General features: G+C 55.4%; 17 protein-coding genes. All 17 read left to right on the forward strand.

What is annotated here, in order from left to right:
* The first annotated feature begins 4 nt into the window (after positions 1-4).
* Genes OGV98_RS06555 through cobS form a run of 17 tightly spaced genes read left to right on the forward strand, consistent with a single transcriptional unit; the run spans position 5 to position 13,057 of the window.
* The gene (locus OGV98_RS06555; RefSeq protein WP_003030267.1) at positions 5-637 is read left to right on the forward strand and encodes a cobalt-precorrin-8 methylmutase; all 633 of its coding nucleotides are present in this window, start codon (positions 5-7) and stop codon (positions 635-637) included.
* Entirely contained in the window at positions 634-1,770 is a 1,137-nt protein-coding gene (cbiD, locus tag OGV98_RS06560) for a cobalt-precorrin-5B (C(1))-methyltransferase CbiD (protein ID WP_032936768.1), read from the forward strand. Before OGV98_RS06555 ends, cbiD begins: the two co-directional genes overlap by 4 nt.
* Entirely contained in the window at positions 1,764-2,369 is a 606-nt protein-coding gene (locus OGV98_RS06565; protein WP_003844235.1) for a cobalt-precorrin-7 (C(5))-methyltransferase, read from the forward strand. Before cbiD ends, OGV98_RS06565 begins: the two co-directional genes overlap by 7 nt.
* Positions 2,359-2,928, forward strand: a complete 570-nt coding sequence (locus OGV98_RS06570; RefSeq protein ID WP_003030273.1) for a decarboxylating cobalt-precorrin-6B (C(15))-methyltransferase — start codon at positions 2,359-2,361, stop codon at positions 2,926-2,928. The genes OGV98_RS06565 and OGV98_RS06570 overlap by 11 nt, the downstream gene beginning before the upstream one ends.
* The gene (locus tag OGV98_RS06575; RefSeq protein ID WP_003030275.1) at positions 2,921-3,694 is read left to right on the forward strand and encodes a cobalt-precorrin-4 methyltransferase; all 774 of its coding nucleotides are present in this window, start codon (positions 2,921-2,923) and stop codon (positions 3,692-3,694) included. Before OGV98_RS06570 ends, OGV98_RS06575 begins: the two co-directional genes overlap by 8 nt.
* Positions 3,675-4,730 (forward strand): cobalt-precorrin 5A hydrolase, encoded by a 1,056-nt coding sequence (gene cbiG, locus OGV98_RS06580; RefSeq protein ID WP_003030276.1) that lies wholly within the window; start codon positions 3,675-3,677, stop codon positions 4,728-4,730. The genes OGV98_RS06575 and cbiG overlap by 20 nt, the downstream gene beginning before the upstream one ends.
* On the forward strand, positions 4,730-5,455 hold the full coding sequence (locus OGV98_RS06585) for a precorrin-3B C(17)-methyltransferase (protein ID WP_003030278.1): 726 nt from the start codon (positions 4,730-4,732) through the stop codon (positions 5,453-5,455). Before cbiG ends, OGV98_RS06585 begins: the two co-directional genes overlap by 1 nt.
* Positions 5,452-6,237, forward strand: a complete 786-nt coding sequence (locus OGV98_RS06590) for a cobalt-precorrin-6A reductase (protein ID WP_046670006.1) — start codon at positions 5,452-5,454, stop codon at positions 6,235-6,237. Before OGV98_RS06585 ends, OGV98_RS06590 begins: the two co-directional genes overlap by 4 nt.
* Positions 6,238-6,247: 10 nt before the next feature.
* On the forward strand, positions 6,248-7,042 hold the full coding sequence (cbiK, locus tag OGV98_RS06595) for a sirohydrochlorin cobaltochelatase (RefSeq protein WP_003839033.1): 795 nt from the start codon (positions 6,248-6,250) through the stop codon (positions 7,040-7,042).
* The gene (locus OGV98_RS06600; RefSeq protein ID WP_003839034.1) at positions 7,039-7,752 is read left to right on the forward strand and encodes a cobalt-factor II C(20)-methyltransferase; all 714 of its coding nucleotides are present in this window, start codon (positions 7,039-7,041) and stop codon (positions 7,750-7,752) included. The genes cbiK and OGV98_RS06600 overlap by 4 nt, the downstream gene beginning before the upstream one ends.
* Positions 7,749-8,486, forward strand: coding sequence for a cobalt ECF transporter S component CbiM (cbiM, locus tag OGV98_RS06605; protein ID WP_003834098.1), 738 nt, complete (start codon positions 7,749-7,751; stop codon positions 8,484-8,486). Before OGV98_RS06600 ends, cbiM begins: the two co-directional genes overlap by 4 nt.
* A gap of 2 nt (positions 8,487-8,488) precedes the next feature.
* Positions 8,489-8,770, forward strand: a complete 282-nt coding sequence (locus OGV98_RS06610; protein WP_003030289.1) for an energy-coupling factor ABC transporter substrate-binding protein — start codon at positions 8,489-8,491, stop codon at positions 8,768-8,770.
* A complete protein-coding gene (locus tag OGV98_RS06615) occupies positions 8,757-9,434 on the forward strand; it encodes an energy-coupling factor ABC transporter transmembrane protein (protein ID WP_202581323.1) in 678 nt (225 codons plus the stop codon). Before OGV98_RS06610 ends, OGV98_RS06615 begins: the two co-directional genes overlap by 14 nt.
* Positions 9,435-9,442: 8 nt before the next feature.
* Entirely contained in the window at positions 9,443-10,258 is an 816-nt protein-coding gene (locus tag OGV98_RS06620) for an energy-coupling factor ABC transporter ATP-binding protein (RefSeq protein ID WP_003839037.1), read from the forward strand.
* Positions 10,255-11,775, forward strand: coding sequence for a cobyric acid synthase (locus OGV98_RS06625; protein ID WP_003844229.1), 1,521 nt, complete (start codon positions 10,255-10,257; stop codon positions 11,773-11,775). Before OGV98_RS06620 ends, OGV98_RS06625 begins: the two co-directional genes overlap by 4 nt.
* On the forward strand, positions 11,772-12,317 hold the full coding sequence (gene cobU, locus OGV98_RS06630) for a bifunctional adenosylcobinamide kinase/adenosylcobinamide-phosphate guanylyltransferase (RefSeq protein WP_088903322.1): 546 nt from the start codon (positions 11,772-11,774) through the stop codon (positions 12,315-12,317). The genes OGV98_RS06625 and cobU overlap by 4 nt, the downstream gene beginning before the upstream one ends.
* On the forward strand, positions 12,314-13,057 hold the full coding sequence (gene cobS / locus OGV98_RS06635; RefSeq protein ID WP_003844226.1) for an adenosylcobinamide-GDP ribazoletransferase: 744 nt from the start codon (positions 12,314-12,316) through the stop codon (positions 13,055-13,057). The genes cobU and cobS overlap by 4 nt, the downstream gene beginning before the upstream one ends.
* Positions 13,058-13,081: the final 24 nt, after the last annotated feature.

Raw genomic sequence — 13,081 nt, forward strand, 5'->3', positions numbered from 1 at the left:
CATAATGCAATATATCCAGCAACCCCAGGCGATTGAAGCCAAAAGTTTCGACATTATTGGCGAGATCATCCGTGAAACCCGTCCGGACTATCAGTTTGCCAGTCCGTTACATGAAGCCATTATCAAGCGGGTCATTCACACGACGGCAGATTTCGACTGGCTGGACATTCTGTGGTTTTCCAGTGATGTGCTGGAGCAGTTTTGTGCGGCGCTTAGCCGTTCGAGCGTGATTTATACCGACACCACGATGGCGCTTTCCGGGATCAATAAAACGCTGCTGGCAAAATTCGGCGGTGAATGCCGCTGTTACATCAGTGACCCGAGAGTTGTGCGTACGGCAAAAGAGCAGGGGATTACCCGGTCCATGGCTGCTGTCGACATTGCGGTGAAGGAAGAGGGGGAAAAGCTGTTTGTCTTTGGCAACGCGCCAACAGCGCTGTTTCGCCTGCTTGAGCATGATGTCGCTGTCAGCGGTGTGGTTGGCGTACCGGTCGGGTTCGTTGGTGCAGAAGAGTCGAAAGATGCATTGACCCAAAGCAAGTTGCCCGCCATTGCCGCGTTAGGCCGTAAAGGGGGGAGTAATGTCGCTGCCGCTATCGTCAACGCCATGCTTTATCACATGCAGGGGGCGCGATGAGCGAGGCCTTCGATACGCCGGTGTGGCACAACGGTAAAGCGCTGCGTAAAGGATATACCACGGGATCGTGCGCCACGGCGGCGGCAAAAGTGGCAGCGTTGATGGTATTGCGCCAACACCTCATCCATCAGGTTTCCATCGTCACGCCTTCCGGGGTGACGTTGTGCCTGAACGTTGAGTCGCCACATATCGAAGGGCAGCAGGCGATAGCCGCCATCCGCAAAGACGGTGGTGATGATGTGGACGCCACACATGGGATGCTGATTTTTGCGCGCGTGACGTTAGACGATAGTGGCGTGATTGCCTTACAGGGCGGTGAAGGGGTTGGTACGGTAACCCGCAAAGGGATTGGCCTACCGGTCGGCAGTTCGGCGATTAACCGTACACCTCGCCAGACCATTGAATCTGCCGTCCGCGAAGCGATTGGCCCAAATCGTGGGGCGCAGATTGAAATCTTCGCGCCAGAAGGCGAAGAACGGGCGCAAAAAACCTACAACTCCCGCCTTGGCATTCTGGGCGGTATTTCGATTATCGGCACCACGGGTATTGTCACGCCGATGTCGGAAGAGAGCTGGAAACGTTCGCTGTCGCTGGAGCTGGAAATTAAGCGGGCGGCTGGGCTGGAGCGTGTCGTACTGGTGCCGGGAAACCACGGCGAGCGTTTTGTGCGCGAGCAGATGGGTATCGACACCCAGGTTGTGGTCACCATGAGCAACTTTGTCGGCTACATGATTGAAGAAGCCGTACGTCTTGGATTCCGGCAAATCGTACTGGTGGGACACCCCGGTAAGCTCGTCAAAATCGCGGCGGGGATCTTCCACACCCATAGCCATATTGCCGATGCCCGCATGGAAACGCTGGTGGCTCACCTCGCGCTACTTGGCGCACCGCTGGAGCTGCTGACGCTGGTCAGCGAGTGCGATACCACCGAAGCGGCGATGGAGCATATCGACGCATACGGTTTCCAGCACATTTATGACCATCTGGCTCAGCGCATTTGTATGCGTGTTCTGCAAACATTGCGCTTTACCAAAAATCCGCCGATCTGCGATGCAATCATGTTTTCCTTTGATAATCAGGTTCTTGGCAGTAATCGTCCGGTCGCAGAGATTGCTGAGGAGATGCAATGTTAACCGTTGTAGGGATGGGCCCCGCCGGTTTGCATTTGATGACGCCTGCGGCACGTGAAGCGGTCGCGGTGGCGGATGTTCTGGTCGGTGGAAAGCGGCATTTGCAGCAATTCCCGGATTTTGCCGGTGAACAGTTTGCTCTTGGCGCCAATATCCCGGAACTCCTGAGTTGGATTAGCGCGCACCAGGAGAAGCATGTTGTGGTACTGGCATCTGGCGATCCGCTGTTTTACGGCATCGGGACGCGCATGGTGGTGCATTTTGGTATTGAGAATGTGCGGATTATTCCCGGCATTAGTGCGGTGCAGTACCTGTGCGCGCAGTCCGGTATTGATATGAACGATATGTGGCTGACCAGTAGCCATGGCCGCAGCGTCTGTTTTGATGAGCTGGCGCGACATAACAAGGTAGCGATGGTGACTGATGCGCTGTGTGGCCCGCGTGAAATCGCGCAGCAGCTCATTGCCCGAGGCAAGGGGCATCGCTGGATGGTGATTGGCGAAAACCTGGCGATGGAAAACGAAAAGATCCATTTCCTGCCTGTGCGTGAAGTTAACGCCGACTATGACATGAATGCAGTGGTGATCCTCGATGAAAGATGAGCTGTTTCTGCGTGGAGAGAAAGTGCCGATGACCAAAGAAGCGGTACGCGCACTTGCCCTCTCAAAACTTGAATTACACCGCGCCAGCCACCTGATTGATATAGGCGCCGGAACCGGCAGCGTGTCGATAGAGGCGGCGTTGCAATATCCCGGATTACGTGTCACGGCCATCGAACGTAACCCGGCGGCGCTCAGGTTGCTGGACGAAAACCGCCAGCATTTTGCCTGCGCAAATATCGATATTTTTCCCGGCGTTGCTCCCATGACCATCGCGGAAAAAGCCGATGCCATTTTTATGGGCGGCAGCGGGGGTCATCTGACCGACCTGATTGACTGGTCGATGCGTCAATTGCATCCCGCAGGGCGTTTGGTGATGACATTTATCCTCCAGGAAAACCTCAACACCGCCCTAACACATCTGGACCATCTTGGCGTACAGGGAGTGGATTGCCTGCAGCTACAGGTTTCCTCGCTTACCGCGCTTGGCAGTGGTCACTATTTTAAACCGAATAACCCCGTATTTGTTATCGCCTGTCAGAAGGAAGGAAACCATGTCTGAGATTTTTGATCCCCGTAGCGTGTGGTTTGTTGGCGCAGGTCCTGGCGATCGCGAGCTGATTACCCTCAAAGGTTACCGGTTGCTGCAACAGGCGCAGGTTGTTATCTACGCCGGATCGCTGATTAACACCGAACTGCTGGAGTATTGCCCTGCTGGTGCTGAATGTCACGACAGTGCCGAACTGCATCTGGAGCAGATCCTTGATCTGATGGAAGCCGGAGTGAAAGCGGGTAAGACCGTTGTGCGTCTGCAAACCGGCGATGTCTCATTGTATGGCTCCGTGCGCGAGCAGGGCGAGGAGCTGACCAAACGCGGGATTGACTGGCAGGTGGTGCCCGGCGTCAGCGCGTTCCTCGGCGCGGCGGCGGAGCTGGGTGTTGAGTATACCGTGCCCGAAGTGTCACAGAGCCTGATCATTACGCGCCTGGAAGGCCGCACCCCGGTACCAGAGCGTGAACAGCTGGAGTCTTTTGCCAGCCACCAGACATCAATGGCGATATATCTTTCCGTCCAGCGTATTCATCGGGTGGCTGAGCGTCTGATTGAAGGCGGCTATCCGGCGACCACGCCCGTAGCGGTGATCTATAAAGCGACCTGGCCGGAAAGCCAGACCGTGCGCGGGACCCTGGCGGATATTGGCGACAAGGTTCGCGATGCTGGCATCCGTAAAACGGCCCTTATTCTGGTCGGTAATTTCCTGGGCTCGGAGTATCACTACTCCAAACTCTATGCGGCGGACTTTAGCCATGAATACCGTAAAGCCTGAGTCAATTGCGCTTTTTTGCCTGACTCCTGGCGGCGTTGTGCTGGCGAAACGTCTGGCAGCTATGCTGCCGGTTACCTGTTTTACCAGTGAAAAGCTGCTGGAGGAGGGGTTTATTCCCTTCGAAAACGGCTTTGCGAATACCGCTCGCGAAGCGTTTACGAATTATTCGGCGCTGATTTTTATCGGGGCGACCGGCATTGCGGTGCGCGTACTGGCCCCGCTGGTCAACGACAAGTTTTGCGATCCGGCGGTGGTGGTCATTGATGAACGTGCCCAGCATGTCATCAGCCTGCTCTCCGGTCATGCGGGCGGTGCTAATGCGTTGGCTCGTTATCTGGCGGGCATGTTGGGTGCCGACCCGGTTATCACCACCGCGACGGATGTGAACGATATGGCGGCACTGGATACGCTGGCATTTCAACTGAATGCCCGAATGAGTGATTTCCGTTCGGCGGTGAAGATCGTCAATCAGATGTTGGTCAGCAATAAGCGGGTTGGGCTGTGGTGGGATGACGAACTGACGCAGGATGTCAGCCATTGCGACCGGCGCGGATTTATTACGGTCACCGATCTCAACCAACTCCCTGAACTGGATGCTTTGGTGTGCATCACCTTACGCACCAATTTACCTGAGCTGCCTGTTCCGCACTGGAAGCTGGTGCCGCAGCGGGTTGTGGCCGGAATTGGTTGTCGCCGTGATACGCCGTTCCCGCTGCTGGCTGCGCTGCTTGCCCGCCAACTCGAAGCCCAACAGCTCGATCCGCTGGCGCTAAAAGCGATTGGCAGCATCACGCTGAAAAAAGATGAACAGGGACTTATCCAACTGGCTTCATGCTGCCGCGTTCCTTTCGAAACCTTTACTGCTGACGCGCTGCGTGAGCATGAGCACCGTTTTCCGGCCTCATCGTTTGTTCGCAAAACGGTGGGTACAGGAAGCGTTTCTGGTCCTGCAGCCTGGCTGTTGAGCCACGGACAACTGTTAGGCGAGACCCTGCGAGAACAGGGCGTCACTATCACTTTGGGAGTTTCACACTGATGTTAAGCGTAATTGGAATTGGCCCTGGCTCGCAGGCAATGATGACCATGGAAGCCGTTGAAGCACTGCAGGCAGCGGAAATCATCGTTGGCTATAAAACCTACACCCATCTGGTAAAAGCGTTCACTGGCGACAAGCAGGTGATCAAAACCGGGATGTGCAAAGAGATTGAACGCTGTCAGGCGGCGATCGAACTGGCGCAGGCGGGGCACAACGTGGCGCTGATCAGCAGCGGTGATGCGGGGATTTACGGTATGGCCGGGCTGGTGCTCGAGCTGGTCAGTAAGCAAAAGCTGGACGTTGAGGTCAGGCTAATCCCAGGGATGACCGCCAGCATTGCCGCCGCCTCTTTGCTGGGTGCGCCGTTGATGCACGATTTCTGCCACATCAGCTTAAGCGATCTGTTAACGCCGTGGCCGGTGATCGAAAAACGCATCGTTGCCGCCGGTGAGGCCGATTTTGTTATCTGTTTCTACAACCCACGCAGTCGGGGTCGCGAAGGACATCTGGCGCGCGCATTTGAGCTGTTATCTGCCAGCAAGAGCGCACAAACGCCGGTTGGTATTGTGAAGTCAGCCGGACGTAAAAAGCAGGAAAAATGGCTGACCACGCTGGGTGAAATGGACTTTGAGCCGGTTGATATGACCAGTCTTGTGATCGTGGGCAATAAAACAACCTATGTTCAGGACGGCCTGATGATCACGCCACGAGGTTATGTGCTGTGAATTATGGTGATGTGCTGGTCATGGGCGGCACCAGCGACGCGCGCATGCTGTGCCAGCAACTGGATGCGGCAAACGTGGCCTACACCCTGTCCGTTGCGACCCCGACGGGAAAGCAGCTGGCGGGAGACATCAAAGGCCAGGTGCGCTGCGGGCGTCTGGAACGTGAACAAATGATTGCCTGGCTACAGGAAAATCAGACGCGCTGGGTGATCGATGCCTCGCATCCGTACGCCGAGGTGGTGAGTCGCAACATCATGAATGCCTGCGAAGCGGCGGGCGTACTGCTGAGCCGCTACCAGCGCCCTGAGCAGTTGAGCGGATTAACTCACCCGCAGCTTTATACCGTACAAAGTATTCCGCAAGCCTGTGAGGTGGCGCGACGCTTCGGCGATCGCGTGCTGTTGACGACTGGCAGTAAAGATCTGTCCATCTGGCGCGAAGGGTTGCCTGAAAAAACGCTGCTGGCGCGCGTTCTGCCTGTACCTGAGGTCATTCAGCAATGCGCGGATCTGGGATTTGGCGTCGGTGAAATCTTCGCACTGTGTGGGCCGTTTAGCGCCGAGTTCAACGCCGCGTTTTATCGCCAGTGTCAGGCTGATGTGGTGATCACTAAGGCTTCAGGCGCTGAAGGTGGTTATCAGGAAAAAGTTCAACCCTGTCTGGATGCCGGTATCCCCTGCATCGTGATTACACGTCCGGCACCGCTGGTGACGGGAGACGAGTTACTGGAAAGTCAGGCCGCCTTTGCGGCGCGTTTAACGCGCTGGCTGGCCGCGGCTTAAGGAGTTAAAGATGAAAAAGGCGCTTCTGGTGGTCAGCTTTGGCACCAGCTATCACGACACCTGTGAGAAAAATATTGTGGCCTGTGAGCGCGATCTTGCAGCCAGTTGCCCTGACCGCGACCTGTTCCGGGCGTTTACCTCCGGGATGATTATCCGCAAGCTCAAGCAGCGTGACGGCATTGAAATCGACACACCGCTGCAGGCGCTGCAAAAACTGGCGGAGCAGGGGTATCAGGATGTGGCTATTCAGTCGCTGCACATTATCAATGGCGACGAATACGAAAAAATTGTCCGCGAAGTGCAAAGTATGCGTCCGCTGTTTTCACGCCTGACGCTGGGTGTACCGCTACTGAGCAGCCATGAAGATTACGCCCAGCTGATGCTGGCGCTGCAACAGCAAATGCCGACGCTTAGAGAAAATGAAAAAGTGGTGTTTATGGGACACGGCGCCAGCCATCATGCCTTTGCCGCCTATGCCTGTCTCGACCATATGATGACGGCGCAGCGCTTTCCGGCGCGGGTTGGGGCGGTGGAAAGCTATCCGGAAGTGGATGTGCTGATTGAAAGTTTATCCCAGGAAGGGGTGACGGCGGTGCATCTGATGCCGCTGATGTTAGTTGCTGGTGACCATGCCATCAATGATATGGCCTCTGACGAAGATGATTCGTGGAAAACATTGTTCAATGCGGCCGGGATAACGGCTACGCCATGGCTCAGTGGACTGGGTGAGAATCCGGCGGTTCGCGCCATGTTCGTGGCACATTTACAGCAGGCGCTTAATGTGGCGCTGGAGGAAGCAGCATGAGCGGGAAACTGTACGCATTAAGCACCGGACCTGGCGCTTCCGATCTGATCACCGTACGTGCTGCACGTACGCTGGGCATGCTGGATATTCTCTATGCGCCTGCCGGGCGTAAAGGCGGCGATAGCCTGGCGCTGTCGATTGTACGGGAGTATATCGGCGAGCAGACCGAGGTCCGCTGCTGCCATTTTCCCATGAGTGCCGACAGCGCGGAAAAAGAGGCCGTCTGGGATGAGGTTGCAACCGCGCTGGTTCAGGAAGTCGAAGCTGGAAAAAAAGTAGGCTTTATTACGCTCGGCGACGCCATGCTGTTCAGTACCTGGGTCTTTTTACTGCAGCGCATTGGTTCGCCTGACTGGTTAGAAATCGTCCCGGGCGTGACTTCTTTCGCTGCGATTGCCGCGCGTTCGAAAACCCCGCTCGCTATGGAGCAACAATCGCTGGCAGTGGTCTCCTGTACCGCGCCGGAAGCTGAAATTCAGCAGGCGTTAAAGCAGCATGACAGTCTGGTGTTGATGAAAGTGTACGGTCGTTTTGCGCGTATCAAAGCGCTGCTGCAACAAGAAGGTTTGTTGGGCTGCGCATTAATGATGTCTGAAGCCACGCTGCCAGGTGAACAGTGCTGGCGTCATCTCGATGAGGTGAGCGACGATCAGCCGCTGCCTTATTTCTCGACCATTCTGGTCAACAAACAGTGGGAGTATGCACAATGAAGCTTGAACAACAGCTAAAACAGCTGTCTTTCAGCGGGTTGGCTGCGGCGCTATTACTGATGATTGTTCCTGAGCAAGCGTTCGCCATGCACATTATGGAAGGCTTCTTGCCGCCGATGTGGGCGCTGGCATGGTGGCTGCTGTTTTTACCCTGCCTGTGGTACGGTCTGGTGCGCTTGCGCCAAATCGTGCAGGAAGATAACCACCAGAAAGTTTTACTGGCACTGTGCGGCGCCTTTATTTTTGTGCTGTCGGCGCTGAAAATTCCTTCCGTTACCGGAAGTTGTTCACACCCTACCGGCGTAGGCCTGGCAGTTATCCTGTTTGGACCTGGCGTAGTGGCCATCCTCGGGGCGATCGTTCTGCTGTTCCAGGCACTGCTGCTGGCACACGGTGGTTTAACGACGCTTGGCGCGAACGGCATGTCGATGGCGGTAATTGGCCCGGTAGTGGGTTACATGGTGTGGAAAATGGCCTGCCGTGCAGGGCTGCGTCGTGATGTTTGCGTCTTCTTGTGCGCGATGCTGGCGGATCTCGTCACCTATTTCGTGACGTCGGTACAGCTGGGCGTGGCGTTCCCGGATCCCTCTGCTGGCGCTACCGGTTCAATCATTAAGTTCATGGGGATTTTCTGTCTGACGCAGATCCCAATCGCGATTGCGGAAGGGTTACTCACCGTGCTGATTTACGATCAGCTAACCAAACGCCAGTTAATAACCGCACAAGGACATTAACGATGAAAAAGACGCTGATTATATTGGGCATGGTAGTGGCGCTGGTGATCCTGCCGTTCTTTATCAACCACGGTGGAGAGTACGGCGGTTCAGACGGTGAGGCGGAGAGTCAGATTCAGGCTATTGCCCCGCATTATGAACCCTGGTTCCAGCCGCTGTATGAACCGGCAAGCGGTGAAATTGAAAGTCTGCTGTTTACACTTCAGGGATCGCTGGGCGCAGCCGTGATTTTCTATATTCTGGGTTATACCAAGGGCAGGCAACGCCGTGATGACCGGGCTTGACAGGCTTAGCTATCAAAGCCGTTGGGTTCATGTCTCGCCAGTGCGGAAATTTCTGCTCTGGCTGGTGATGATGATTCTGGCGTTTACCCTGCCCCCGTTGGGGCAGGGTATTGAGCTGTTATTGATTGCCGTGCTGAGCTGCTGGCTGCTGCGTATTTCCTTCTGGCGCTGGTGCCGTTGGATGGCATTACCGTTTGGTTTTCTGGCGGTTGGCGTAGTGACCATCCTGTTTAGCATCAGCCGCGATCCACAGACGCTGTTGGCCAGCATACCTGTGGGAAGTTACTGGTTGGGGATCAGCGCACCAGGTCTGGTGACAGCGAATGAAACATTCTGGCGCAGCCTTGCTGCGCTGGCGGCAACCTTCTGGCTGGTACTGAATCTGCCGTTTCCGCAATTAATTATCCTACTCAAACGCGCGCACGTTCCTCGCCTGCTAACTGAGCAGATCCTGCTGACCTGGCGGTTTATTTTTATTCTGTTAGACGAGGCGCTGGCTATTCACCGCGCACAAACGCTGCGTTTTGGTTATCGTAGCTTGCCGTTGGGCTACCGCTCTCTGGCAATGCTGGTGGGATTGCTGTTCACTCGCGTGTTGATCCGCTACCAGCAAATGACCACCACACTGGATATCAAACTTTATCAGGGTGATTTTCACCTGTAAGGAAAAGTATGCTTGCCACCTCAGCGCTTTGGTTTCGCTATCAGGATGACCCGATCCTCAAAGGGCTAACGCTGGATTTTTCTACGCATGCAGTCACCGGGTTGGTAGGCGCTAATGGTTGCGGGAAATCCACGCTGTTTATGAACCTGAGTGGCTTATTGCGCCCACAGCAAGGCGCGGTGATGTGGCAGGGCAAACCGCTGGATTACAGTAAACGCGGCCTGCTGGCGCTGCGTCAACAGGTGGCAACGGTATTTCAGGACCCCGATCAGCAAATCTTTTATACCGATATCGACAGCGATATCGCCTTTAGCCTGCGCAATCTCGGGGTGGATGAGGCTGAAATCGCCCGACGCGTGGAAGATGCGCTTACGCTGGTCGACGCCCAGCATTTTCGCCATCAGCCCATTCAGTGTTTAAGCCATGGGCAAAAAAAACGCGTAGCGATAGCCGGGGCGTTAGTGTTGCAGGCGCAGTATTTGCTGCTGGATGAACCTACTGCGGGCCTCGACCCGTCAGGCCGCACGCAGATGATTGAGATTATCAAACGCATCGTAGCGCAAGGAAACCATGTCGTAATTTCAAGCCATGATATCGATCTTATCTATGAAGTCAGCGATGCGGTGTACGTTTTACGCCGGGGCGAAGTACTCACGCACGGCACGCCAGGTGACGTTTTCGCCCGTACGGATCTTATTGAACAAGCGGGATTAACTCAGCCCTGGCTGGTGAAGCTGCATACCGAGTTGGGCTTCCCGCTGTGTAAAACAGAGGCTGAATTTTTTAGCTGTATGCGAGAGAACGCACTGAAGGAGGCGTCATGACGCAGGCAATAATGTTGCAGGGAACGGCATCTGATGTGGGTAAAAGCGTATTGGTCGCCGGGCTGTGTCGTATTTTTTATCAGGATGGACTGCATACCGCACCGTTCAAATCGCAGAACATGGCGCTGAACTCTGGCATTACGCCAGAGGGAAAAGAAATGGGCCGCGCGCAAATTTTTCAGGCTGAAGCCGCAGGTATTACGCCAGATGTGCGTATGAACCCGGTTCTGCTTAAACCGACCAGCGATCGCAAAGCGCAGGTAGTGCTGATGGGCAAAGTAGCGACTGATATGGACGCGGTGAGTTACCACGAGTACAAACCACGTCTGCGGGAACAGATCCTGTCAGTTTATAACAGCCTGGCGCAGGAGTTCGATGTGCTGGTGCTGGAAGGTGCGGGGAGTCCGGCAGAGATTAACCTGCGCGATCGCGATATCGTCAATATGGGCATGGCAGAAATGGCGCAGTGCCCTGTCGTTTTGGTGGCGGATATCGATCGTGGTGGGGTATTCGCCTCCATTTACGGCACGCTGGCGCTGTTGCACGATCACGAACGCGCACGCGTAAAAGGGGTGATCATCAATAAGTTTCGCGGTGATGTGACGCTGCTGCACTCCGGTATCGAGCAAATTGAAGCGCTGACCGGTGTTCCGGTGCTGGGCGTGATGCCATGGCTGGATGTTGATCTGGAAGATGAAGATGGCGTTGCACTGCAAAAGGGCAAGTATTTGCGCACTGATAAACGCGACATCGACATCGCCGTTGTGCAAATCCCGCACATTTCTAACTTTACGGATTTCAATGCGCTTGCTGCGCAGCCGGATGTGCGTGTGCGCTATGTTCGCCAGCCTGAAGAGCTGGCGGGGGCCGATCTGGTGATTTTGCCCGGCAGCAAAAATACCCTTGGCGATCTGGTGTGGCTGCGTGAAAGCGGGATGGCGCATGGCGTCGTGCAATTGCATCGTAATAACGTACCGGTGGTGGGGATTTGCGGCGGTTATCAAATGCTCGGCGATACCATCATTGATGAAGTGGAGTCAGGACTCGGTACGCTGCCGGGGCTGGGCTTGCTCAATACCGTAACCCATTTTGCCCAGCACAAAACCACGACCCTGGTTGAGGGGCAAATGTCCTCATCGCTGCCTGACTGGCTGGCGGGCACGGCGGGGCTATCCGTTCGCGGTTATGAAATTCATATGGGCGAAACAGCATTAACCGATGAATGTCAGTCGGTGATGACGTTGCACAAAGACGGCGGCAACGTGGTTGACGGCGCGGTCACTGCGGATGGTCTGGCGTTCGGCACCTATCTTCACGGTCTTTTCGACAGCGATGATTTCACCCGTGCGTTGGTCAATGGCCTGCGAGAACGTAAAGGGTTAGCTCCGCTGGATTCCACCTTCCATTACGCGCAATATAAATCGCAGCAGTTTGATCTGCTGGCGGATGCGATGCGGCAACACATCGATATTGAGAAAATTTATACCATCATGCAGCAACACCGGGAGCCAGTATGATGATTCTGGTTACTGGCGGCGCGCGAAGCGGTAAGAGTCGGCATGCGGAAGCGCTGATCGCTGATTCCCCAAACGTTTTGTATATTGCGACTTCGCAGATTTTTGATGAGGAGATGGCTGCGCGAATTCAGCATCATCGCGATGGACGTCCTGCGCACTGGCGTACAGCCGAACGTTGGCAACATCTTGATGAACTGATCACGGCCGCGAACGATCCTCAGGAAGCCATTCTGCTTGAATGCATCACTACGATGGTGACCAACCTGCTGTTTGCTCTGGGCGGTGACAGCGATCCTGACAACTGGGATTACGCGGCGATGGAGCAGTCTATCGAAGGTGAAATCCGTTCGCTGATTGCAGCCTGTCAGCGCTGCCCGGCAAAGATCGTGTTGGTCACTAACGAAGTGGGAATGGGGATTGTGCCGGAGAACCGTCTGGCGCGGCATTTTCGTGATATTGCAGGACGCGTGAACCAGCGACTGGCGGCGGCGGCTGATGAGGTCTGGCTGGTGGTATCAGGAATTGGAGTCAAAATTAAATGAGTAAGTTGTTCTGGGCAATGCTCTCTTTTATCAGTCGCTTGCCCGTTCCTGCTCGCTGGTCGCAAGGACTGGATTTCGAGCACTATTCCCGCGGTATTGTGATGTTTCCCCTGATTGGCGTCGTGTTGGGAGGGTTGACGGGGCTGGTCTTCATGGCGCTCCAGACCTGGTGCGGTATACCGTTGGCCGCTCTTTTTGCGGTGCTGACGCTGGCGTTATTGACCGGGGGATTTCATCTGGATGGTCTGGCGGATACCTGTGACGGCATTTTTTCGGCGCGCCGACGCGAGCGGATGCTGGAAATCATGCGCGACAGTCGTCTGGGAACCCACGGTGGACTGGCGTTAATTTTCGTTTTACTGGCGAAGGTGCTGGTGGTGAGCGAACTGGCTTTGCGTGGCACGCCGATGCTGGCTGCGCTGGCGGCGGCATGTGTCGCCGGGCGAGGAACGGCGGTGTTGCTGATGTATCGGCATCGCTATGCCCGCGAAGAAGGGCTGGGCAACGTTTTTATTGGTAAAGTCACCGGGCGTCAAACCTGCGTTACGTTGGGATTGGCGGCGATCCTTGCCGCCGTGCTGCTTCCCGGCATGCGCGGCGTGGCAGCGCTGGTTGTCACAATGGTGGCGATTTTTATTCTTGGGCAGTTATTAAAACGCACGTTGGGTGGGCAAACCGGCGATACGCTGGGCGCTGCCATTGAACTTGGCGAGTTGATTTTCTTGCTGGCTCTGCTCTGAGTCAGCCCACATACTGGAACCCTT

Source organism: Citrobacter sp. Cf136 (assembly GCF_030333815.1).
GTDB classification, from domain to species: domain Bacteria; phylum Pseudomonadota; class Gammaproteobacteria; order Enterobacterales; family Enterobacteriaceae; genus Citrobacter; species Citrobacter freundii.